Source organism: Bacillus cereus (genome assembly GCF_002561295.1).
Lineage (GTDB): Bacteria > Bacillota > Bacilli > Bacillales > Bacillaceae_G > Bacillus_A > Bacillus_A cereus_S.
On sequence record NZ_NTUG01000010.1, the window covers coordinates 57119 to 79472 of the forward strand.

Here is a 22354-nt window from a genome sequence, read left to right on the forward strand (position 1 = left end):
CTGTGTAAGTAATATCACGGTATTAATTGGGTACATATACAAAAGGAAATGTCTTAGTAAGAAAATGAATATGAGTAAAGAGAAGCATATTATAAATAATTTATATATGAAGGCGCGTATGTAGAGTTTATGTGTAGATTAGATGAGACAGATCTTCATTGTAAATCAATAGGAAATATTCCACTTATTATAGTTGCTAGTGGGAAAGAAGCATTTTATTCTCCTGACAATCAAGTGAAGTGGTTATAAATGTAAAAAGAATTATTGCAATTATCAAACGACAATGAATGGATTATTGCACCCAATAGCGGTCTTATATTCAAAGAACTGAGCCTGAGTATGTGATAGAGGCCGTAAGATGGGTATTAACTCATATGTAAAAGGAGCGAAGTTGATTGAAAACTTTATTTCGATACAATTGGCAAGTTAGAGAGCAATGGTTTGAATGGTGTAAACAAATTTCAGAAGATGATTTACTCTGTAAACGTGTTGGAGGAGTAGGGAGTATTTTGGAAACTTTGTTTCATATTGTTGATGTAGAATATAGCTGGATACGTGCTCTTCAAGGAGTAGAAGATGATTTAAATCTGCAATTTCAAGACTATCAATCACTTGAAAAAATGAAGGATCTTTCGGACTCTTTTAAAAAAGAAATGGAAAACTTTTTGCAAACATGGTCGATTGATTTAGAGAATAAAATATTAACAGCCTCGTGGACTGATGAAACATTTAAATATGGTGAGATAGTACGTCATGTAATTGCACATGAGATTCATCATATTGGTCAATTATCTATTTGGGCAAGGGAATTAGGCCTTCAACCTGTGTCAGCAAACTTGATTAGAAGAGGTTTAATGTAAGTAACTAGAAAAATATGACATTGTATAAAGTGGAGGTTGTTTTGAAAAGTATTTTACCTAATAAAATTTATAGCCATTGGTTCTGTGGGAAGTGGAAAAACAACCTTAGCAAGCAGATTGTCATCTCATTTAAATATTCCTTTGAGTTATATGATGAAAAAGAAGACAAACCGACCTGCGTTTTCAAAACAGGTCGGTTTGTTTGTAAAAGGGATAGTTTTTAGTTGAAAATCCTTTGAATCTTTCTTTCTTGTATGTACGAATAGTAAAATAGCGATAATGAGAAGGATAATTATTGTTTGTAAAAAAAAATTTTTAAACTGAAGTAGGGATATCCAAGATTTGATATAATCTTTAACAGATTGAAAGGAAGGAGGATGCGTAGGTTCAGAACCATAAGTAAACAGTTTTTTCGTTTCGATAAATGTACTATTTTCTCCGTTTGTCCCCATTACAATGGAAATAAATCTTTCGTTTCCTTGTAGTTCTTCATTATTAATATAATAACAAACATTTAGGTATTTTGGAGTCAAGATTATGAGTGAAATTTCATGTAACGTATTGAAAAGGATTTAAAAAACATATCACGAATAAAAATAATAGGATGTTTTCTTCCTTATGGTAAATAGAATATAAGTTTTATTAGGAGAGAAAATGAATGGCTTCCATGTTATGAAAAGGAAAATATTGATGAATGATTCAAATGAAAATAGGAGGAAGTGAAAAGTGTAATGAAACGTATTGCAATTGTATCTGCATGGGAACCAGAGCTTACATATCTGCATCAACATTATCCAAGTCATCGTGTAGAAAAACGAGCAGCTTGGGAATTTCATTTTCATTCTATAGATGAGTTAGAAGTAATATCTGTAATTACGGGCGTTGGAAAAGTAAACTGTGCGAGTTGCGTACAGTTACTAATAAGTGAATTTCAACCTGAACAGTTATTTATGACAGGCATTTGTGGAAGTTTATCCGAAAAAGTAAAAAATGGTCAAATTGTTGTTGCACTTAATACTCTACAGCATGATGTAACTGCTGCGGGAACAGGATCCGATAGTTTTGACTTATATACTGGTAGAACAGCTCCTATTGAAACAACGAAATATCTCGTAAGACAAATAAAAAAAGTACGTTCTTATGACCCGGTACATTTCGGAACCTTCATATCCGGAGATCAGCGTATTCGTAGTACGGAAATGAGGTATTTATTACATACTGTATATGGTGCAATAGCTGTCGATCAAGAAATCGCAGCTTTTGCATACGTATGTCATGTGAATAAAAAGCCTTTTCTCTGTTTAAAAGCAGCCTCAGATCAAGCGAATGATAGAACAGTAGAAGAACAAAAGATTTTTAAAATGTTCGCTTGTGAAAGAGCATGTGAATATTTACTTACATTTTTACGTGTATATGAAGTAACGACAGCTCGTCAATAAATTAATATGCTATTAAGGGAGCCTAACTTTAGCCATGCAAAGAATAAATAAAATAGCAATAATCGGTGCAAACGGAAAAGCTGGTAAATATTTTGTAACTCAAGCACTACAAGAAGGATATTTTGTCCGTATTCTTACACGAAACCCACAAAAGTTTAAAATCTCACATAAACTTTTGGAAGTTGTACAAGGAGATGCTCGCGATATTTCTGCAATACGTCAGTTACTGCAAGGGTGCAATGCTGTTATTAATGCAGTGGGTCAACCTAAAAAAGAGTCATATATATTTAGTACAGTTACAAATCATATTTTAGAAGTAATGGAAGAATACAGGATCAAGCGATATATTCTTATTTCTGGTGGATCCATGGATGTACAAGGAGACGTTAAGAGTATATTAAATAAAATAGGGGCGATGTTATTTCGTCTGTTTCTTTCAGATATGATGAAAGATAAGTATAAAGAATTACAACTAGTGCGAGATAGTGGTGTAAATTGGACGATTGTACGATTACCTTTTGTTATAGACGGGGAAGGTATCGGTAAAATAAAAGAGAGTCTCAGAGATTTACCAGGAATTACAATTCAAAATGGAGATATTGCGCCGTTTGTTATAAAACAAATTCAAGATGAAATGCATATTGGAAAATGTCCCTTTATTTCAAATTAGTAGGAAAGGTAGATGAAAGTCTTACTATGATTCATTATAAAAAATGTAGTGAAGTAAATATAGATTTCATATACGAAGCTTTTCGAGATGGTTTTTCTGATTATATTATAAAGATGGAAGTTTCGAAAGAAGACTTTATAAAAAGATTTTTCGGTCCGGAAGGAAATAAACTTGAACACTCACATCTAGCACTAGATGAAAACAAGCCAATTGGAGTTATACTTGGTGGAATCAAAGACTATGAAAGTATAAAAACAATGCGATGTGGAACATTAGCGATTCATCCGAGCTTTCGTGGAACTGGTGTTAGTCATACATTATTTGAACTTCATAAAGAAGAAGCGATAAAAAATGGATGTCAGCAGCTTTTTCTTGAAGTCATTGTCGGTAATGATAGGGCGATTCAATTTTATAAGAAGTTAGGTTATGAAAAAGTATATAATCTGTCTTACTATAATTTGAAGGACCTTTCTAATTTGACAAGTAAGAGCCTACCAAATATAGAAATAAAGCAAATTAAGTTTGCCGAATTTCAAAATGGAATACAAAAATGGTTAAACTTCCATATAAATTGGCAAAATGATATCGATTATATAGAAAGAACTGAAAATAATACGTATTATGGGGCTTATATTAATAATGATTTAAAAGGATGTATATGTATTAGTGATAATGGTAAAATTAGTTTTTTATTTGTGGATAAAGAGTATAGAGGCGTCGGAATGGCTACAAGTCTATTACAAACAGTAAACAAAGAATTACAGCTTGCCAGTCTTTCTATTGGATTTCCTAATAATGGTTTACTTGAAGGGTTTGTAAAAAAGTGTGGATTCGAAAAAAGTTCGTTAGCTCAGTATGAAATGTATTATACATTATAACTGTTAGAGGAAAATTTGTGATTTTAAATGGAGGTATGACAATGTTAGCTTTAATAGAAAAAATAGATAATGAATATGTAGCTCAATTTAATCGTCCGTTACATTATTCAGTAGAGCAAGTTTGGGCTGTATTAACAGAGAATGAGAAGCTAGCTAGATGGATGCCAAACCTTCACATAGAGGACTTGCGAAAGGGAGGCATGATAAAATTTGATATGATGGATGGTTCTGGAAAATTTATTAATATTGATATTTTAGAATGTCAAATGAATTCTGTATTGGAATTTACTTGGGGCGAAGATCGTGTTCGATTTGAAGTACATAAAAATCCAGATGGCTGTCTATTAATTTTAAAGGAGTTTATTCACGAAATAAATGATCACACGCCAAAAGACTTAGCTGGATGGCATATATGTTTAGAAATGTTTTCTTCTGTAATAGATGGACATAATATGGAGTTTCCAAAAAGTGAATGGGAAAAATGGTATGAAAGATATAAATTAGTGGTTAGTAAAATTGGAGATAATAATGTGGAATGATTGTATTATTGTGTAATAATTACAGGTTAAAAATGTGTTTTAAGTGAAATTTTTGTGATATAAGTTGCTCTGTATATTCGCTTAATTCTCATTTCTGTATTGCTTGGCAACAAACTGGAGGGTATTATTTTGTTCTTTTCGAAAGTTATAGATTTATGCGCCTTATACGATATGCATAGGAAGAGAAGTAAAGAATTTCAATACAATTCAAATTCAGTGGTTATATTGAATGAGGATATAAAGAGTTTTTATAAGATAAATGTAAATGATGTTGATATTGAATTTGATATGGCTCGTTCAGAAGATAAACATTATGAAGTTGGTAAGTTTAAATATAAAAGTTCAATTCAATTGGACGATCAAAGTAATGATATAGTGACAGGAGAAGTATTTATACATAATAGAGAATCGCCAAATATAATCTTTGTTCATGGCTGGCGAATGGATTCTAATGAGCGTGTAAAAAAAATATTTCACGATAAAATGCTAGATTTAACGTGGAACATGTATTATTTTACACTTCCTTATCATTTTGAAAGGGAACCAAAGAATTCATTGTACAGTGGTGAATTTATGGTAAGTGCTAATATTGAAAGGACCATAAAATGTACACAGCAAGCAGTAGTTGATTTGAGGGTTTTAATACAATGGATTAAGGAAAATAAAAAAGGACCAGTTATTCTAATTGGTGTAAGTTTAGGTGGATTTATTACCAATTTAACATCGTTGGTTGAATCAGAAATTGACGGATTGGTATCTGTATTTTATGCAAATAGACTTTCTTATTCAATTTGGAATACAGTTCCAGGAAAATATATTAGAAAAGATTTAGAACATCATGGAGTTACATATGAAGAATTAAAACAATTTTGGAAGATTACAGAACCTAGTCAAGCGTTACCAGTGACTGATAAAGAACATATTTTATTGATTTCTGGAAAACATGACCAATATGTTTTAGGTGAAGATACTGATTATTTATGGGAAACATGGGGAAAACCAACCAGATATATATATAACTGTGGACATGCAGGTATCGTTCTTAAAAGAAATAAAATCGTGTATGATACGATCCAATTCATCAGAAAACGGATATTGGAGATTTAATTGATAGTGTAGGTGCTTTTGTTGAGGATGATCACTGCATGCTTCTACAAACTGTTGTCGAGCATTAAAATTTACTTGATGAGAGTGAACAGGATATTACGATAATTACATTATGTAAACTTATAATAATCTCAGACCCTAATTATAAAATTAGAGTCTGAGGATTAATGCAGTGCAATGTAGTCTTAATTGCTTATTTTTTTAGTAAGTCTAATTCTTCTTCTACAAAACACATTACTTCTCTTATCGTTTCACCAGAAAAGTCAAATCGAATGCCAGCTGCCTCATATACTTCTTTTACAGATTTAGAACTACCTAAGGATAACGCTTTTTTATAGTTTTGCAATACTTGCTGAGGATTTTCTTTATATTGTTTATACATTTGTAAAGCACCAATTTGTGCAATTGCGTATTCAATATAATAGAAGGGTACTTCGAAAATATGAAGAACAGATAACCATTTTGTGGCGATTAAACTTGTATAGCCATCTGTATTTACTATACTTGAATTATATTGGGAATAAAGTTCTAAAAACTTAGTATTCCTTTCTTCGACAGTATGAGTTGGATTTTCATATAACCAGTGTTGAAATTGATCAATGATGAGTGTAATTGGTAAATACTCTACAATCTGTGTTAATTGCTCTTGCATAGCTTGTTTTAAATCTTCTTTGTTACTATAAAAAACATTCCAGTTATCCATTGTGAATAACTCCATTGTCATGCTTGCTAGTTCAGCAGTCTCCATTGGTAAATGTTGATATTGATGTATCAAAATATCTTTCATTAAATCATGATGAATACAGTGACCCATCTCATGTAAGAAAATAACAATATCATCTTGTGTTTTTGTTAAATTCATAAAAATAAATGATAACTTAGAAGCAGGCAAATATTCACAAAATCCGCCTGGTGCCTTTCCTGTTCTGTTTTCTAAATCTAGATGATTATACATTTTTTCTAAAAGAACTGAAAAGCTTGAATCAATCCTAGAAAAGATTGTTTTACTTTTCTCTATTAATTCCATTTCATTTTCTACAGGTTGTAACAGTTTATGGTCTGCAGATGCAGCATGTATATCCCAAGGACGTAATGAATCAACCTGAAGTTTTTTCTGTAATGCTTTATGCATTTTTTCTTGAAGCGGCACAAAGTATTTACGAATAGATTCAGCGAATTGATTACATTGCTCAGCAGTGTAATCAAAACGTTCGTATTTTTTAAACATATAGTCACGATAATTCGCTAAATTAACATTCCTAGCTTTGTTTGTTCGAAGAATTATTAACTGATTTAAGATTTCTTGAATTTCATTTTCTACGGATAAAAATTTTTCAGAGATAGCAGTCATCGCTTTTTGACGAACATTGCGATCTCGATCCTGTAGATAAACATTTAATTCAGAAAGATTTACTTCTTCACCATCCCACATAAAAGAGAGGTTACCAGTGATTTCAAAATATCTTGTAATTAACTCATCTTCTGTAATTTCTAAACTAATATTTTCTTCACTAAAGAGTTCTCTAGTGTTTTCAATTTTTTTATCTAAGAATCCAAACCGAGAAGGGTTTAACTGTAAGCGATAAGGTGATTCATAATATTTTTGATCAAATAGATTTTTATAACGCTTTAATATAGGTTGTACGTGTTTTTGATTAAAGTCAAAGGTGTTTTTTGCCTCTATATCATTCGTATTGCGTTGAAAGGCGATATAATGTTTCATAAGTTGTTCATTAATAGAATTTAAAGTTTTTGATTGTTTTACTAACCAATTTTCAAGTTCTTGACTAGATGATATGGATTCGTTTAATAGTACATCCAATTCTTTTACTAATTCATCTATGTTACTAATACTGATAGGCGTTGTCTGCTGCATGAAATATCCCTCACTTATTATTTACTACTAGAGGTATTCTTTTCTTTTGCATGAATTCCTTTTTTACCTAAGAAATTAGTGCCTACTATACCAAAGATAATCATCATGGCTCCAACGATATGATAGTGTGCGATTTGTTCATGTAAAAATAATACACCTGCAATAATCGTGATAAGTGTAGATAGATTACTAAAGACACTCATCTTAGCTGCTTCTATATAAGACAATGAGTAATTAAGTAGAAACGCTGTTAGTAAGGAAGAAAATAATCCTAAATATAAAATAGATATAAGGAATGTTCCGTTTGTAAAAGGTATAAAATATTCATTTACTGTACCTGTATTTATATGATTAATGATGGCGATTAAATTGAAGCTAAGAAATCCAATGGCTGTCATTATATACGTTAAGTCATGCAGCTTGAATTTTTTTGTCATTTTCCTAGCTAATACATTGTAGCAAGCAGAGGATAATGCTGATAACAGAATAAGGGTAATTCCAATAAAGCTAATTTCATGAGTTTCTATGCCATTCATTGCAAATATATAAATGACACCAATGACAGAAATGAGTACAGATATTTTTTGCCATGTATTTGAATGCTCTTTTAAAAAGTAAGAAGCTAAAATCATTGTAAATATAGGTATGGTAGCTTGGATAATTCCGGCTTCAGATGAGCTTGTATACACTAAACCAAATGTCTGGAAAGCAAAAAATAGTGCAGGGTAAAATATTGCTAATGGCAAAAGTGTAAGTATATTTTTTAATGAAATATTTAATTTTACAAACCCAAAAAGGACTGGGATAGTTGCTATTAAGAAAGCTACAGTAAAACGATGAGCAAGTGTATCAAGCGGAGTTGTAACTGTTAATGCTAATTTCACAAACATAAATGAAAAACCGATAATAAAAGAATATACGAATGCTGCTGTATATGCTTTAGTTGTATTTTTCATAATTTCACCTCAAATAGTTGATTTGTTACTGGCCAGTATATGTACATGGTAATCTTTCTGAGTCAGTGCTACAATGTTAACAAATCTAAACTGTACCGGTACAAAATGGATATGAGGTGTAATCGTGTATAAATATTTAAATGTATTAAATGATTTAGAAAGCATGATTCAAAAAGGAGAGATAAAAGAAGGGAAGAAATTACCGTCTATACGTTCACTTGTATCACAATATGAGTGCAACAAAGCAACAATTATACGTGCGCTTCATGAATTAGAGAAGCGTCATATTATTTATTCCGTACCTCAAAGTGGGTACTATGTGGTGAAAAGAATGGGGAATCATGAAGAAGATGAAGCAGAGAAAATTGATTTTGCATCTTCAGCTCCAGATCCAGATGTATTTCCGTATTTAGATTTTCAACATTGTATTAATAAGGCCATTGATACGTATAAGAATGATTTGTTTATATACGGTACACCTAAAGGATTACCATCTCTAATTTCAGTTGTGCAAAAACAACTAGCAAACTATCAAGTTTTTACAAAAGAAGAAAACATCTTCATCACCTCGGGAGTTCAGCAAGCTCTCGCTATATTAACTTCTATACCCTTTCCAAATCAAAATGAAACGATACTTATTGAGCAACCGAGTTATCACTTATTTATTGAATATATAGAAACAAATCGTATTCCTGTAATTGGAATAAAACGAACTGTTGAAGGTATTGATTTAATTGAGTTAGAAAAGATATTTCGAACGGGAAAGATAAAATTCTTTTATACCATTCCAAGACTCCATCACCCACTAGGTACTTCATATTCTAAGAAAGAAAAAGAAAAGATTATTTCCCTCGCGAAGAAATATAATGTATTTATAGTAGAAGATGATTATTTAGCAGATTTAGAACAAAATCCAAAGGTGGATCCACTATATAGTTACGATGATTCTTCACATATAATCTATCTAAAAAGTTATTCAAAGATTATTTTCCCTGGGTTACGTGTAGGTTTGGCAGTTATTCCTTCTTCTATTGCAGAAGCGTTTCATAAATATAAAAAACTATTAGATATTGATAGTTCAATGATTTCCCAAGCTGCGTTAGAAATTTACATAAAAAGTGGGATGTTTGAACGACACAAACAAAAAATCCAATTGTCATATTACATTAGATCTAAAGTGTTATCTGAGGTATTAGAAGAGGCTTATAAAGAAAATCAACATCTGTTTTATAAAACAGAAAACAATATAGGAATACATACGTGCTTATCATTACATAAAAATATTATGGTGGAAACGCTTATTCACAACTTAAGGCAAAATCAAATATTTATAGAGACTGTGGATAAAAATTATTTATCTTTTTTTCATAAAGAAAAACTTTTAAAACTAAATGTATCAAATGTGAAAGAAGAAAAAATCCGGGTAGGAATTCATAGAGTAATCGAGGAAATGAAACACGTAAGTCGTGCAGATTTCCATTTTAAGAAAGATTAACAATTTATAGCTCCCGCTTAATATTGTGACAATGATTGATACCAAAAAGGGGTAGAGTCAGGCTTATGCGGATTTACAACGTTAATCGGAAAACCTAACGGGGCAAGTTAAGTTAGTAAGAGGATGAGATAAAACTGTGCCGAATATATTTTATTTGGTGAAATTGAAGTATTGGAGGATACATTTTGAAGAAATATGAGATTAAAAATAACATTCCAACATTGGAAGAATACAAATATTTGTGTGATTCTGTGGGATGGACTAATTATATGAATTTTGAAGTAGTGGAAACATCACTTCAAAATTCTATTTACTGCATCACAGTCAATGATAATGATCAAATTGTGGGTATGGGGAGAATTGTGGGCGATGGAGCTATCTATTTCTATATTCAAGATATAGTGGTTCATCCAGATTATCAAAAGAATGGCATTGGAAAGGAAATAATGAGTATTTTGGTTGAATACTTAAATCGGAATGCCCCAGATAAAGCGTTTATTGGTTTGTTTGCATCACAAGGTAAAAAATCATTCTATGAAAAATATGATTTTAAAGATTACTCACCCAACATGACGGGGATGTTTACTGTGATTTCAAAAAAATAGACATCATACATTAAAAATTTTAGAAGAAGAAATTAATCAACATAAAAGCCATTATTCTTCTAGTAACCTTTTTTCTTATTAAGCTAACGGGGGCTTTAGTTCGATAAGCATACATAAAAAAGTCGATTTTCGGGTTAAGAAGTCGACTTTTTTTATGGGTTGAAACTTCCTTAGCGTGCTACCCCATATAAGATAGTTTAAAGAGTATACAATATTTTTTGTAAATGAATAAGCACGCAAAAAGAAAGACTTTTTCTTGATTGAACAAAATCCAAAGAAAAGAGGTCTTTCTGTGAATCAGCTTACATTAGAAATCATCAAAGCAATAATCAAAAAAATAAGAACAAAATAGTTGTAAAATTCAGTTTATTCAGTATAATTAACTTGTAACTGGAATAACATTTTTAGTTACAAGGGTTATATCGCTTGATTTTAAAGGGAAGATTCCCAGTAAATCAAGTAATAGAAAAAATTTGTACACCTTTGTATTTCGTATTCTCCACTAAAATGGTTCTTTCAAATGAACAGGAAGAAGGAAGTGAAAAGATGAATCAAATGAATACACTTTCTCTATGGTCATCGACTGCAAATAGCTATAAGAAAGGAAAAACTCTAGAAGGAAATGAAGAGGCGGATGTTGTCGTTATTGGCGCTGGTTTCACAGGTCTCTCCTCTGCTTATCATTTGCAAAAGTTAGGAAAGAATGTCATTGTCCTAGAGCAAGAAACAATTGGATACGGCGCCAGCGGGCGTAACGGTGGGATGGTATTGCCCGGCTATAAGCCAACAATGCAGCAACTTGCCAAAAAGTATGGCCCCGAAGAGGCTAGACAGCTAAACGATCTCTCTTTATTTAGTATTGAACTGGTAAAAAACATGATTGACGAACATCAAATTAACTGTGACTTTAGGAATACAGGTCACATTGTAGCGGCTTACAAAGCTAAGCATTTTGAAGAATTGAAACTTGAAAGCGCATACTTAAACGAAAACTTCGGATACGAATCAAGAATGCTCGATCGAAGTCAATTGCATCAAGAGATTGATTCTCCGTTTTATCATGGTTGCTTAGTCGACGACTTAAGTTACTCATTCCATCCACTGAATTATGCAATTGGTTTGGGAGAAGCAGCTAAATCGATCGGTGCTAGAATTTTTGAGCATTCTAAAGTATTATCCATCGAGTACGGTCGAAATAGTGTGAAAGTGAAAACAAAAAAAGGTTCTGCTATTGCGAAAGATATTATTGTGGCGACGGATGGTTACTCGGGAAAAATTATAAATGAACTGAATAAAGGAGTACTGCCAATTTCGGCACGTATTATTGCAACTGAACCACTGCCAGAGTCATTATTGAATACTGTCATTCCTAAAAATCGCATGGTTTTTGATACCAGTAGTTTTCTGTACTATTTCCGTCGTACACCAGATAATCGAATCGTATTTGGCGGTGGCGACATTCGTCCAAACTTAGATGATGGCGTGTATCAAAAAGTTTACGATGCGATGGTAAATTTGATGCCAAAACTGGCAGGAAGCAAAATTGAATACCGTTGGGGTGGATTTATCGGAGTTACAATTGATACATTTCCGGTTATCGGCCGATCCAAAGAAGGCGCATATTTTGCAACAGGTTATACGGGACACGGCGCTTCTCTCTCAACATTGTTTGGAAAGTTATTGGCACAATGGATTGTTACAGGGAATGCAGGCGGGTATCGATTTGAAAAAGAACGCCTAAAATCATTCCCGTTCCATAATCAGAAAAATATGCTTGTAAATCTAGCGCATATTGGTTTCAAATTGCATGATATTTTTGCCTAAAGGAGAGATGCCTTGTGAAAATTAACATGTTCATTGATGGGAAATGGGTAGAAGCGTTATCTGGAGCTAGAAAAAACGTTATAAATCCTGCAACTGGAGAGGTGATTGCATCATCTGCTGATGGATCAGCAGATGATGCAAAGGTGGCAGTAAAGGTGGCTCGCAAAGCGTTCGACAGCGGGATTTGGTCAGATTTATCGGCTGATGAAAGAGCTGAATATCTTTATAAGATTGCAGATCGTCTTGAAGAGAAGGCGGATGAAATTGCACGTTTGGAAACTGCAAATAACGGTAAGGTTATACGTGCAACAACCTATGCGGATATTCCGGTGTCGATTCAATGCTTCCGCTATTACGCTGACTTAATTAAAGATATGAAAAAAGAATCTTACACTCGTGCTGATTCTTCAGAAACAATTATTATACAGGAGCCGGTTGGTGTTTGTGGGCTTATTGTCCCTTGGAACTTCCCTCTTATGTTAGCTGTTTGGCAAATTGCCCCTGCACTCGCTGCTGGAAATACAATTGTAATTAAGCCTGCGGAAATCACTCCTGTAAGCGTATTCAAATTATTTGAAATTATTGAAGAAGTCGGGCTTCCAGCCGGAGTGGCAAACTTAGTATTGGGACCAGGATCAAAAGTTGGGAATGAGCTTGCTAAGAGTCATGATGTTGATAAGGTTGCTTTTACTGGCGGAACAAAAACAGGCCAAAGTATTATGCGCGCAGCTGCGGAAAATATGAAAAAAATCACACTTGAACTGGGAGGTAAATCTCCATTTATTGTGTTCGACGATGTAGATTTTGAAACTGCAGTTGAGAATGCTATGTTCGGTATTTTCCATAATGCTGGGCAAGTTTGTTCAGCTGCATCCCGCCTGCTTGTACAAGAGACAATTTATGATAAGTTTGTTGAAAGACTGGCCGAGCGTGCAAATAAAATTGTAGTTGGCAACGGAGAAAGTGAGACCATTGAAATGGGGGCCATCACAAGTGAGGCTCATATGAATGACATTTTAGATTACATTAAGAGTGGAGTCGAAGAAGGTGCAAAATTAGTTTGTGGTGGTAGGCGCTTAACAGAAAATGAGCTTGATCGAGGATTTTTTATTGCACCAACGATCTTTGCTGATGCTAATGCGAATATGCGTATTGTTAAGGAAGAGATTTTTGGCCCTGTCCTTGTTGTCCAGAAATTTAAAGATGAGGAAGATGCTATTCAAAAAGCGAATGATTCCATTTATGGATTAGCTGGTGCTGTATTTACTGAAGACATGGAACGGGCAAAACGTGTTGTTAGTAAATTGCGTGCGGGAATTACTTGGATTAATAGTTATCACCTCGCCTATGTTGAAGGGCCTTGGGGCGGATATAAGCAAAGTGGAATTGGCCGAGCGTTAGGTGCTGTTGGACTAGAACACTTTATGGAAATGAAGCAAATCAACATCCACCAGCATGCCAAGCCCGTAGGCTGGTATGCAAATTAATTTGGCTTAACTTGCTGTATAAATTATTTTTAGGAGGATATGGTCATGGAAATAGGAAACCGTCCCTCATCAAAGTCAGAACAAATAGAAATAATGAATAAGTCAGCAAATGCTTCATTGCTAGGAAGCAAAAGTATTCCGTTGCTATATTTACGGTTTGCTTTGGCAGGAATTATGGCTAATGCGGTTTTTGGAGTGGTAGCGGTTGTTGATGGCTATTTCGTAAGCTACTTTCAGGAGGTGGAGGTGGAAGGAATCGGAATTGGATTTACGGTTATGGTTATTACCCGTATGCTTGGCGTACTTTTTGGTATAGGAGCCGGAGCGGTCATTTCACTTCGACTTGGAAAGGGGAAAATCGAAGAAGCTAGGAGTATTATGGGACAAACATTATGGTTTACTCTTTTTTTCTCTATTTTGCTAGCTGTACTTGGATTGGTCTTTGAAAATCAAATTATGATTTTCTTCGGAGCAAGTCATGATGCACTTCCATATGCGGTACAATACAGTCGACTATTGTGGCTTACATTGCCAATAACGATATTGGCGGTTGTACTAAGCATTTTAACGAATATCGATGAAAAACCTGTATTATCAATGAGTAGTTGGTTAGTGGCAGCAGGTGTTGCCGCGATTACGGAATGGATTATGATAACGAAGTATAACATGGGGTTGATTGGCTCCTCATGGGCGAATACGATTGCACAATCTATTCCTATTTTACTAATCTTTTATTTTTGGTTTGGTAAAACAAAACTCAAACCAAAAATAAAAGATATGATGATTAATCTTAAGACAATTGGTGAGGTAGCTTGGACAGGCTTTGCATCTTTTTCGAGCCAGTTTATGATGTTTTTTGCCATTATTATCTTCAACAATTTACTGCAAAGCTATGGTGGTGGGCTGCACGTTGCTGCTTTCACGATTCAAAATGGGTATATTACAAATCTGCTCGCCTTAGCGGCAATCGGTGGGATGACGGGACTTCAACCGATCATTAGTTACAATTACGGTGCAGGTAACTTTGATCGTGTTAAACAAGCAATAAAGATAGGACTCATTTTTACGGTTGTCTTCTTTATGATTATGACAATCATACTAATTATTTTTGCAGATCCAATTGTATCATTCTTTTCCATGGGTAATCCTGAATTGCAGAAACTGGGCATTTGGACGACAGTTGTATTCAACTCTTTATTTATGCTTAATGCAGTCAGCTTACTTATATCCGGTTATTTCGAATCTCAAGAGAGAAATTGGATCGCAACGTTTATTAATGTTAGTAAAATGCTGTTGTTCTTGTTCCCGTTTCTATTTATTTTCCCAAAATTTTGGGGTGTGGAAGGTATATGGTACGCAGGTCCTGCTGCAGAAATTCCAGGTGTTCTCATTGCACTATACTTTATGAGAAAAGAGTTTAAACGTTTAAAAGATCCGAATGTTAAGGCAGTAGGTGTATAGAAACTGTTCCTTTAAAATTATTTACAAGAAAGAGAGAGGATTATCATGTTTGTTGCGAAAAAAATCACAGCAGAAGAAGCACAACAATTAGGTGTTGATACTTGGGAAGAAGGGGTAGGTGAACCGAATAAAGGAACTTGGCATGTAGAAGAGCAGGAAGTTTTCTATGTGACAGATGGTGAAGTGTTTATTACTGTTGATAGAGAAAAATACCATATTACAAAGGGGTGGATTGTTTCCTTGGCAAAAGACCTTGTTTGTGAATGGGATTGTCCAGTATTTTTGACAAAGAATTATAAAATGAACTATGAGATCAATTTGAAATAATGTAAAATTAGGGGCAGCATTCGCTTATTACAACCGTATACTTTACTGAAATATTTGCGTTTCATAGTACACAGCATCGTTATCCGATTGTTACCTTACTTTATACAAATTAAATTCAGAATATTCAAAATAATTGTTATTTACTAATCTTAATGATAGTTGATGGACTATCATTTTTCAGGATAATACAGAAGGCGAGAAGGTCTAATAAAAAAACGGGTGGAACGAAGGTTCCTTTACCCGTTTTTTTATTAGACCATTATTATGATTTGCTTTTGACTAAGCCGAACAATAATACGTCTACGATAGATGAGAGTGCTTCTGGTAAAGTAATATTATTTTCCATATAAAAACGTTGATCAAAGACAGAATTTGTAGCATCTATGATCAATTTTACAGCGAGTGTTGAATTGATTTCATTGAGGTCACCTTGCCGTATACCTTCTTCAATTAACAAGCGTAGCGCTTCCCACTCATTCAAAGCGTCATTCACTTTTTTCCATTGCTCTGGATAATAGCGCTTCATTTGTTCCAATACTTTGTAGTCGTAAAATTCGAAATTAGGTAACACAGTACAAATCTGTTTAATTTTTTCAATCAGGCTTAAAGATGTATTATTCATAATTTGTTCTGTTTTTTCATCAAATTCCGACAATGATTGATCGATAATTAATTCTAAAATTTCAACTTTTGAAGAAAAATGTTGATAAAGGTATCGTTTGTTTATACCAATGCGTTTCGCTAAATCATCCATTGTAAACTTCATGCCTTTATCATGAATCTCTTCAATAAAAGCGCTTATAATACGTTCTCTCATGCCTAATACCCCTTAAATTAGAAATTTGTTGAAGTTGTGTTAGTTCCTTTATTAACATATAACATCTTTCTTTTTAGCGGACTGGAAGCAACTAAACTTCCAATTACAAACAGAGCGGTACATATCTTCCATCATACAGCACAATTCTTTGTCCGAAAAGGTATTTACATAGCACAGGATCTTTTTGAGCCAACATAGACACTGCATACGTTCGAGAATGCAGTGTCTATTAAGTCATCTTAGTAGGTGCGCGATACTATTAATCGGATCAAACACAACACGCTGGTCACGTTCCTCAAAGGTCTCTCGTGTAAATGGGAAATTCCGCATTACAGCATTGGTAATTAAAGAGCGAAAGAGTAAACTGCTGCTCATATTCATATGGGAATAAAGGTGGAAAACTGTCTGGTTGTTACATGTCTTTTTGGAGCAACAACGCTTGGTAGTAGTGTCGATAGAGATGTGACAACAAGAATGATTGCAGAAAATAATTTTGTCGATCCTTTTATAAGGAATGTTTTTATTAGAACTAGTGGGAAAGAAAGGAAACGGTGTGCTTATGTAAATGTTCATACAGAAAACCATTCAAAAGGAGACATACGGGGGCGAATAAAAGGTTGATAGGTAGTTTGGACAGATTATAATTCTATATTTTTTATGACTAAAGGTTTTGGTTGTGGGGAAATGTATACAAAACCAACAATTTTAATTTTATGGGAGGTAAATTTCATGGAATATAATAAAAAATCAATCCTCGCTTTTATCGTATTAGTTTTAGGTTTAGTGTTCTTTGTTGGAGGTATGGTTTATAGCTTGTGGGGGCCATTTTAAATTTGTTCGTGACTAACTGCCCCTTAGATTATCCATTCCTAAACTGCTTTTTATTTATTAGGTGATTGGTTTCTGTATATTTCTGAAAATAAAGGAGAACGTTCATAATGAATTATATACTATTTAAAGCGATTAATCGTCTCGCTGGACGAGGAAATACTATGGATACAATAATGGTTTTTATCTCACAGAAGACCCGATATTTATACCTTTTCATATTGCTATGTATGTGGTTTAGAAACAATTTCTACAAAAAAATTATTTTGTACGCAGGAATATCAGCAGGAATCACTTTATTTATAAACCGTATCATCCAATTTTTTTATTTTAAACCTCGTCCTTTTATTGTCCATCGAATTCATTTGCTTATTCCATCAAAGAATAATTCTTCATTCCCAAGTAAACATACTGCTTTAGCTTTTGCTGTAGCAACTTCCATTTTGCTTCGTGAACGTCTTATTGGATCTATTATGTGGGTATTAGCAGTTTTGACAGGTTTTTCACGTATTTGGGTCGGGCATCATTATCCATTTGACATCATATGGAGTGCGGTTATAGGTAGTCTAACAAGCATAGTTATTGATAAAAATACATATGCATTTCAATCTTTTATTACTTGGATTATAAATATATATTCATCGTTTACAAAATTATTTAAATGAAAAAACATAGATCTATTATGCCATTTTGGGGAATCAGAAATTTTATCAAATTAAAACATTCACCTTTTTGTCATTATCTACTATAACGATAAATCATTATTCAAGGAATGGATTGTAGATGAATATTTTTTTTGAAAGCATAATTCTAATTATTACAGGCATCCTTGTTTTAAAATTAACCGGGAGTAAATCAGTTAGTCAGATGACAAGAGCTGAGATTATTATTGTTGTTTCCATTGGGCGTATTATTGTAGAGCCGGTATTAAGTAGAAAAGTAGTTCCGTCGATCCTTGCTGCTTGTATATTTTCAGGTGTTTTACTTATTATTCATTATTTAGAAATGAATTCACGAGGAATTGAAGAGTTTTTAAATGGTAATAGCATTGTTATTATTGAAAACGGAAAAATTTTAAATAATAATTTGAGGCGGGCAAAAATGACTGAACAGCAATTGCTTATGTGCTTAAGGGAACAAGGAATTCATGATATTAAAACATTACAACAAGTAACGGTAGAACCGAACGGTCGCGTTGGTTATCAACTAACAGCTGGAGCACAACCAGTTACTTGTGAAATGTTAGAAAAGATATTACACCAACACATGTTGAAAAAATAGTTAATATGGAGAGATGTTAACTATTTTTTGCTGTTTTAGGAAATTCAGTAATACGCTATGCAGTCTTGTTAATCTGATTAACATGTCTTCCTCATTCAACATGGAATAGTTAATTCGTATATAGCTATAGTCTGATTCCTGATTCAAAATATAGGCTGTTCCCGGTAGGAAACATTCATAAGTAACAAAAAACGAATTATTAGGAAGAATTAGAATTATTATATGTTATAATTATATATCATTTTAATAAAAGAGCCCTATATATGATAGGGCTCTTTTGAGTTATGAAATAGACGATAATACATATTAAGGGGCAATGGGAATTTCAATTCAGCAAACGGATTGGAGAGATATATGTGAAACAAGCATTAGTCGTTGTCGATTTGCAAGAAATCTTTTTTTCAGAAGAAAAGAATTACTTATATCATCATGAACAGTTGCTTAAAAATGTGAATACAGTCATTAACTGGGCAAAAGTAAAGGAAATACCAGTGATTTTCATTCAGCATACAGACCAAGATCCATCAGATGAAATGGCGAAAGGGAAATACGCCTGGGAATTACATAAAGGATTGTGCCGAGAAAGTAATGATATTGTTATGGAAAAAATCACATGGGATGCCTTCTATAAAACTACTTTAGAAGAAATGTTAAAAAAATTAGGCGTAGAGCAATTGGTTTTTGTAGGCGCTCAAACTGAATTTTGCTTAGATACGACTATACGAATTGCCTATAGTAAAGGATATCAACATAATTTGCTAGTAAAAGGCGCGCATAGTACTTTAAATAGCAATCAACTTAGCGCAGAGCAAATTATAGAGCATCATGAATCTATATGGAATAATCGTTTTGTACAAGTACAGCCACTTGATTTATATAAGTTATAAGAGGAATCACGAAGTTTTTCCAATTTCATTAAAACAATTTGAATATATTGCTTAGGAAGGGGATTTTTATGGAGATAAAAATAGATGATTTAACCGGTACTGAAGTAGAAAAATTATTGATGGATCATCTGCAAAGCATGGCATTACATTCTCCTCCAGAAAGCAGACATGCTCTAGATTTAGATGGATTGCGGAAAGAAGATATTACATTTTTGAGTGCATGGGAAGGGAAAGATTTAGTTGGATGCTGTGCACTTAAGGAACTCAATAGTCAACATGGAGAAATAAAATCAATGAAAACATCTTCAACGCATTTAAGAAAAGGTGTTGCCAAGCGGCTTCTTCAACATATAATTGAAGAAGCAAAGCGACGTGGCTATCAGAGGCTAAGTTTAGAAACAGGATCTATGGGTGTGTTCATACCGGCTAGAAGTTTGTATACAAGCATGGGGTTTCAATATTGCAAACCGTTCTCGGAATATAAAGAAGATCCAAATAGTGTGTTTATGACACTGGAATTTAAATAGTTTCTTATATGTATATTGTTGTTTTTCAAAGTTATATAAATTAAATATTAGTTTAAAATAAGTTTCAACTGTTTATAAAAAACGTACCGAAAATACCCCTTTGGATAAAATTATCTAAAGGGGTATTTTCGGTAACAAAGGTATTTAGTTATATTTACAGCAGATCATCCCATGAACTTTGACCATTATAGGATATACCATGCTGCTCTTGCGCCATTTTCATAGGGTCCTCGTGAGAAAGAGTAAATACCATTTTAGGTTTCTCATCTTTCATGTACAAGATGTAAATAGTATCATGGATTAGATCTACTGGTTGACCCGGTATTTTTTCAAGGCGCATCGTACCCTTTGTTTTCACCATCGTATAGTAAGGATTGAGGGGGATTTCTTCTACTGGGGTCGTTTTGACGAATTGAAAACCCAAGGAATGTAAGTATTCCTGACTTTTTTCAGTCCCTGCCAGATAATCTTCTTTCGAGACTATTTGAAGAGCGCCACTAGGATCGGCACCCACAAGGGGATTACTCACATGAGGAGCCAGAAGGTCTGGCTCAAACGCATTATGTGCCCGATTGAACTCCTCAAAGTATGTTCGGATTTTATCACTTACTTGATTCATGGCTTTTCACCAATCCTTTCTTGATCACTAAAGTCTTCTTTTACCTATTTTTATCCAATCCTCTCTTTTTCCTAATCATTCGATTTGAGAGAGGGGGTGGTTGAGAACTTTATATGTGTATTCTATTTTTGTAAGGTTTAGATTATGTAACAATATCGAAATTCAATATATCTACGAATCTTTAAAAATCAAAAATGGATTTTTAAATTTATAAAAAATTTTGATTGGGCTTTATTTAAAAATATGTGATCTGTAACTATTAATCTTTTTTTAAAAAGAAAACAAATCCTTTCCGATAACTCAATATTCATATAGTTAACCTATTTTTTAGAGCAATATGAAAAACCCTCTCGTATATAACGAGAGGGTTTCATTATGCCTAGTTTGTATGTATAAAGCGTTAGTTTACTTTTTTTATAAATCCTTTGTAATGACGTTTTACAAGCTGACTTTCTAACGTTTTCATTGTTTCTAATGCTACTCCTACGATGATGAGTAAGCTCGTACCACCAATTTGAGCAGAAGGTGGTAAAGTAGCAACCTTTGTGAAAACAAGTGGTAAAATTGAAATAGCACCTAAGAAGAGAGCGCCAATAAATGTTAAGCGATACAAAATCTTTGTTACATATTGCTCTGTTGATTTTCCTGGTCGGATACCTGGAACATATCCATTTTGCTTTTTCAAGTTTTCTGCCATTTGTTCAGGATTTACTTGAATAAATGAATAGAAGTATGTGAAAGCAATAATGAGACCAACGTAAAGTGTCATGCCAATTGGATGGGCGAAATCTAGATTTGTACTTAACCATTTGGAAACACTAGAATCCGGGAAGAGCTGTGCGATTGTCCGCGGTGTCATAAGAAATGCTGAAGCAAAGATTACTGGGATTACACCAGCACTATTTACCTTTAAAGGTAAATGCGTATTTTTTGCTCCTTGATATTGATTGTTTCCTTTGACAGCTTTTGCATATTGAATCGGTATTTTTCGAATTGCCTGTTGAATATAAATAACGCCGACAACGATTGCTAAAATAACTAATCCAATCAATACAATTTTTATAATATGCATAAAGAGTTGATCTCCAGCATTTTGGAATTGCTGTAAATAAATTTGATTTACGACATTTGGAATTGCTGCAACAAGCCCCGCAAAGATAAGCATTGAAATTCCGTTCCCTACGCCGTTTGCAGTAATTTGTTCACCTAACCAAAGTAAAAATGCAGTACCGGCAGTTAATACTGTAGCAATAAATAAATATGTAGTCCATCCTGGATTAGAAATTAATTGCCCGCCTGCTATATTGTTAAAGCCAATAGACATTCCTATAGCTTGAATGAATGCGAGAATGATTGTAAAGTATCGGGTAAATTGAGCTGACTTTTTGCGGCCCATTTCTCCTTGCTTTGCCCACTCTGTAAATTTTGGTACAACATCCATCTGTAATAACTGTACAATGATGGAAGCTGTAATGTATGGTGTGATACCTACAGCAAAGATTGAGAAGTTTTGCAGTGCTCCTCCGCCAAATACATTAAGCATACCTAAAACATTGGCTTGATCTTGTACTTTTAATACCTCTGCGTTAGTATGAGGAACTGGTATAAACGTGCCAATTCGAAAAACAATTAACATCGCAAGTGTAAAAAGGATCTTCCTTCTTATCTCAGCTACTCTCATAAAGTTTGAAATCGTACGAAACATCATGTCGCCTCCTGTATTTTTATCAGCTACCTAAAAGGAAAAACTGAACATTATATCCTGATGAATAAACCACAAACCTCCTTCCCTGTCGAATTCATTTGACAAATGAACATTCAAAAATTTTGTAGTTTTATCATGGATATAAGAAATACAAGTATTTATATAA

Annotated in this window: 22 protein-coding genes; 17 read left to right on the forward strand and 5 right to left on the reverse strand. The window is 33.5% G+C overall.

Annotated elements, in window-relative coordinates; translation table 11 throughout:
• Positions 1 to 395: 395 nt before the first annotated feature.
• From CN373_RS08600 to CN373_RS08630, 6 genes are all read left to right on the forward strand, one after another.
• A complete protein-coding gene (locus CN373_RS08600) occupies positions 396 to 860 on the forward strand; it encodes a DinB family protein (protein WP_000853617.1) in 465 nt (154 codons plus the stop codon).
• 731 nt (positions 861 to 1591) lie between these two features.
• A complete protein-coding gene (gene mtnN / locus CN373_RS08610; protein WP_000820813.1) occupies positions 1592 to 2299 on the forward strand; it encodes a 5'-methylthioadenosine/S-adenosylhomocysteine nucleosidase in 708 nt (235 codons plus the stop codon).
• Positions 2300 to 2333: 34 nt separating this feature from the next.
• Positions 2334 to 2969: an SDR family oxidoreductase gene (locus CN373_RS08615; RefSeq protein ID WP_098359099.1), complete on the forward strand. Its 636-nt coding sequence runs from the start codon at positions 2334 to 2336 to the stop codon at positions 2967 to 2969.
• Between the two features lie 26 nt (positions 2970 to 2995).
• A complete protein-coding gene (locus CN373_RS08620) occupies positions 2996 to 3847 on the forward strand; it encodes a GNAT family N-acetyltransferase (protein WP_098359165.1) in 852 nt (283 codons plus the stop codon).
• Between the two features lie 41 nt (positions 3848 to 3888).
• On the forward strand, positions 3889 to 4386 hold the full coding sequence (locus CN373_RS08625) for an SRPBCC family protein (protein ID WP_098359100.1): 498 nt from the start codon (positions 3889 to 3891) through the stop codon (positions 4384 to 4386).
• Positions 4387 to 4515: 129 nt separating this feature from the next.
• Positions 4516 to 5493 (forward strand): alpha/beta hydrolase, encoded by a 978-nt coding sequence (locus CN373_RS08630; RefSeq protein WP_098359101.1) that lies wholly within the window; start codon positions 4516 to 4518, stop codon positions 5491 to 5493.
• Positions 5494 to 5686: 193 nt separating this feature from the next.
• Here the strand turns inward: CN373_RS08630 and CN373_RS08635 are convergent, their stop codons facing one another.
• Together CN373_RS08635 and CN373_RS08640 are read right to left on the reverse strand one after the other, a co-directional pair.
• On the reverse strand, positions 5687 to 7369 hold the full coding sequence (locus tag CN373_RS08635) for a M3 family oligoendopeptidase (RefSeq protein ID WP_098359102.1): 1683 nt from the start codon (positions 7367 to 7369) through the stop codon (positions 5687 to 5689).
• Positions 7370 to 7386: 17 nt separating this feature from the next.
• Complete coding sequence (locus tag CN373_RS08640; protein WP_000799579.1) at positions 7387 to 8325, reverse strand: DMT family transporter; 939 nt, start codon at positions 8323 to 8325, stop codon at positions 7387 to 7389.
• Positions 8326 to 8449: 124 nt separating this feature from the next.
• On the opposite strand from CN373_RS08640, the gene CN373_RS08645 reads away from it, so the two are divergent.
• From CN373_RS08645 to CN373_RS08670, 6 genes are all read left to right on the forward strand, one after another.
• The gene (locus CN373_RS08645) at positions 8450 to 9820 is read left to right on the forward strand and encodes a PLP-dependent aminotransferase family protein (protein ID WP_000280149.1); all 1371 of its coding nucleotides are present in this window, start codon (positions 8450 to 8452) and stop codon (positions 9818 to 9820) included.
• Positions 9821 to 10005: 185 nt separating this feature from the next.
• On the forward strand, positions 10006 to 10425 hold the full coding sequence (locus tag CN373_RS08650) for a GNAT family N-acetyltransferase (protein ID WP_000759741.1): 420 nt from the start codon (positions 10006 to 10008) through the stop codon (positions 10423 to 10425).
• A 507-nt stretch (positions 10426 to 10932) separates the two neighbouring features.
• Positions 10933 to 12249 (forward strand): NAD(P)/FAD-dependent oxidoreductase, encoded by a 1317-nt coding sequence (locus CN373_RS08655; protein WP_053329716.1) that lies wholly within the window; start codon positions 10933 to 10935, stop codon positions 12247 to 12249.
• Positions 12250 to 12263: 14 nt separating this feature from the next.
• Entirely contained in the window at positions 12264 to 13736 is a 1473-nt protein-coding gene (locus tag CN373_RS08660; RefSeq protein WP_098359103.1) for an aldehyde dehydrogenase family protein, read from the forward strand.
• Between the two features lie 45 nt (positions 13737 to 13781).
• Positions 13782 to 15197: an MATE family efflux transporter gene (locus CN373_RS08665; protein WP_425290450.1), complete on the forward strand. Its 1416-nt coding sequence runs from the start codon at positions 13782 to 13784 to the stop codon at positions 15195 to 15197.
• A 45-nt stretch (positions 15198 to 15242) separates the two neighbouring features.
• The gene (locus CN373_RS08670) at positions 15243 to 15524 is read left to right on the forward strand and encodes a cupin domain-containing protein (RefSeq protein WP_098359105.1); all 282 of its coding nucleotides are present in this window, start codon (positions 15243 to 15245) and stop codon (positions 15522 to 15524) included.
• A gap of 262 nt (positions 15525 to 15786) precedes the next feature.
• Here the strand turns inward: CN373_RS08670 and CN373_RS08675 are convergent, their stop codons facing one another.
• Positions 15787 to 16341, reverse strand: a complete 555-nt coding sequence (locus CN373_RS08675; RefSeq protein WP_001209178.1) for a TetR/AcrR family transcriptional regulator — start codon at positions 16339 to 16341, stop codon at positions 15787 to 15789.
• 375 nt (positions 16342 to 16716) lie between these two features.
• Here CN373_RS08675 and CN373_RS26155 point away from each other — a divergent pair, with 375 nt between their 5' ends.
• From CN373_RS26155 to CN373_RS08710, 5 genes are all read left to right on the forward strand, one after another.
• The gene (locus tag CN373_RS26155) at positions 16717 to 16962 is read left to right on the forward strand and encodes a CHRD domain-containing protein (RefSeq protein WP_255266945.1); all 246 of its coding nucleotides are present in this window, start codon (positions 16717 to 16719) and stop codon (positions 16960 to 16962) included.
• 317 nt (positions 16963 to 17279) lie between these two features.
• The gene (locus CN373_RS08690) at positions 17280 to 17834 is read left to right on the forward strand and encodes an undecaprenyl-diphosphatase (RefSeq protein ID WP_001106702.1); all 555 of its coding nucleotides are present in this window, start codon (positions 17280 to 17282) and stop codon (positions 17832 to 17834) included.
• Between the two features lie 118 nt (positions 17835 to 17952).
• Positions 17953 to 18450: a DUF421 domain-containing protein gene (locus tag CN373_RS08695; protein WP_001019927.1), complete on the forward strand. Its 498-nt coding sequence runs from the start codon at positions 17953 to 17955 to the stop codon at positions 18448 to 18450.
• A 356-nt stretch (positions 18451 to 18806) separates the two neighbouring features.
• Entirely contained in the window at positions 18807 to 19337 is a 531-nt protein-coding gene (locus CN373_RS08705; RefSeq protein ID WP_000806396.1) for an isochorismatase family protein, read from the forward strand.
• A 68-nt stretch (positions 19338 to 19405) separates the two neighbouring features.
• Positions 19406 to 19864, forward strand: coding sequence for a GNAT family N-acetyltransferase (locus CN373_RS08710; protein ID WP_000403179.1), 459 nt, complete (start codon positions 19406 to 19408; stop codon positions 19862 to 19864).
• Positions 19865 to 20018: 154 nt separating this feature from the next.
• Here CN373_RS08710 and CN373_RS08715 read toward each other — a convergent pair whose 3' ends face one another.
• Both CN373_RS08715 and secY read right to left on the reverse strand, forming a co-directional pair.
• Positions 20019 to 20483, reverse strand: coding sequence for a hypothetical protein (locus CN373_RS08715; protein ID WP_001077665.1), 465 nt, complete (start codon positions 20481 to 20483; stop codon positions 20019 to 20021).
• 400 nt (positions 20484 to 20883) lie between these two features.
• Complete coding sequence (secY, locus tag CN373_RS08720; RefSeq protein ID WP_098359106.1) at positions 20884 to 22188, reverse strand: preprotein translocase subunit SecY; 1305 nt, start codon at positions 22186 to 22188, stop codon at positions 20884 to 20886.
• Between the last annotated feature and the right edge of the window lie 166 nt (positions 22189 to 22354).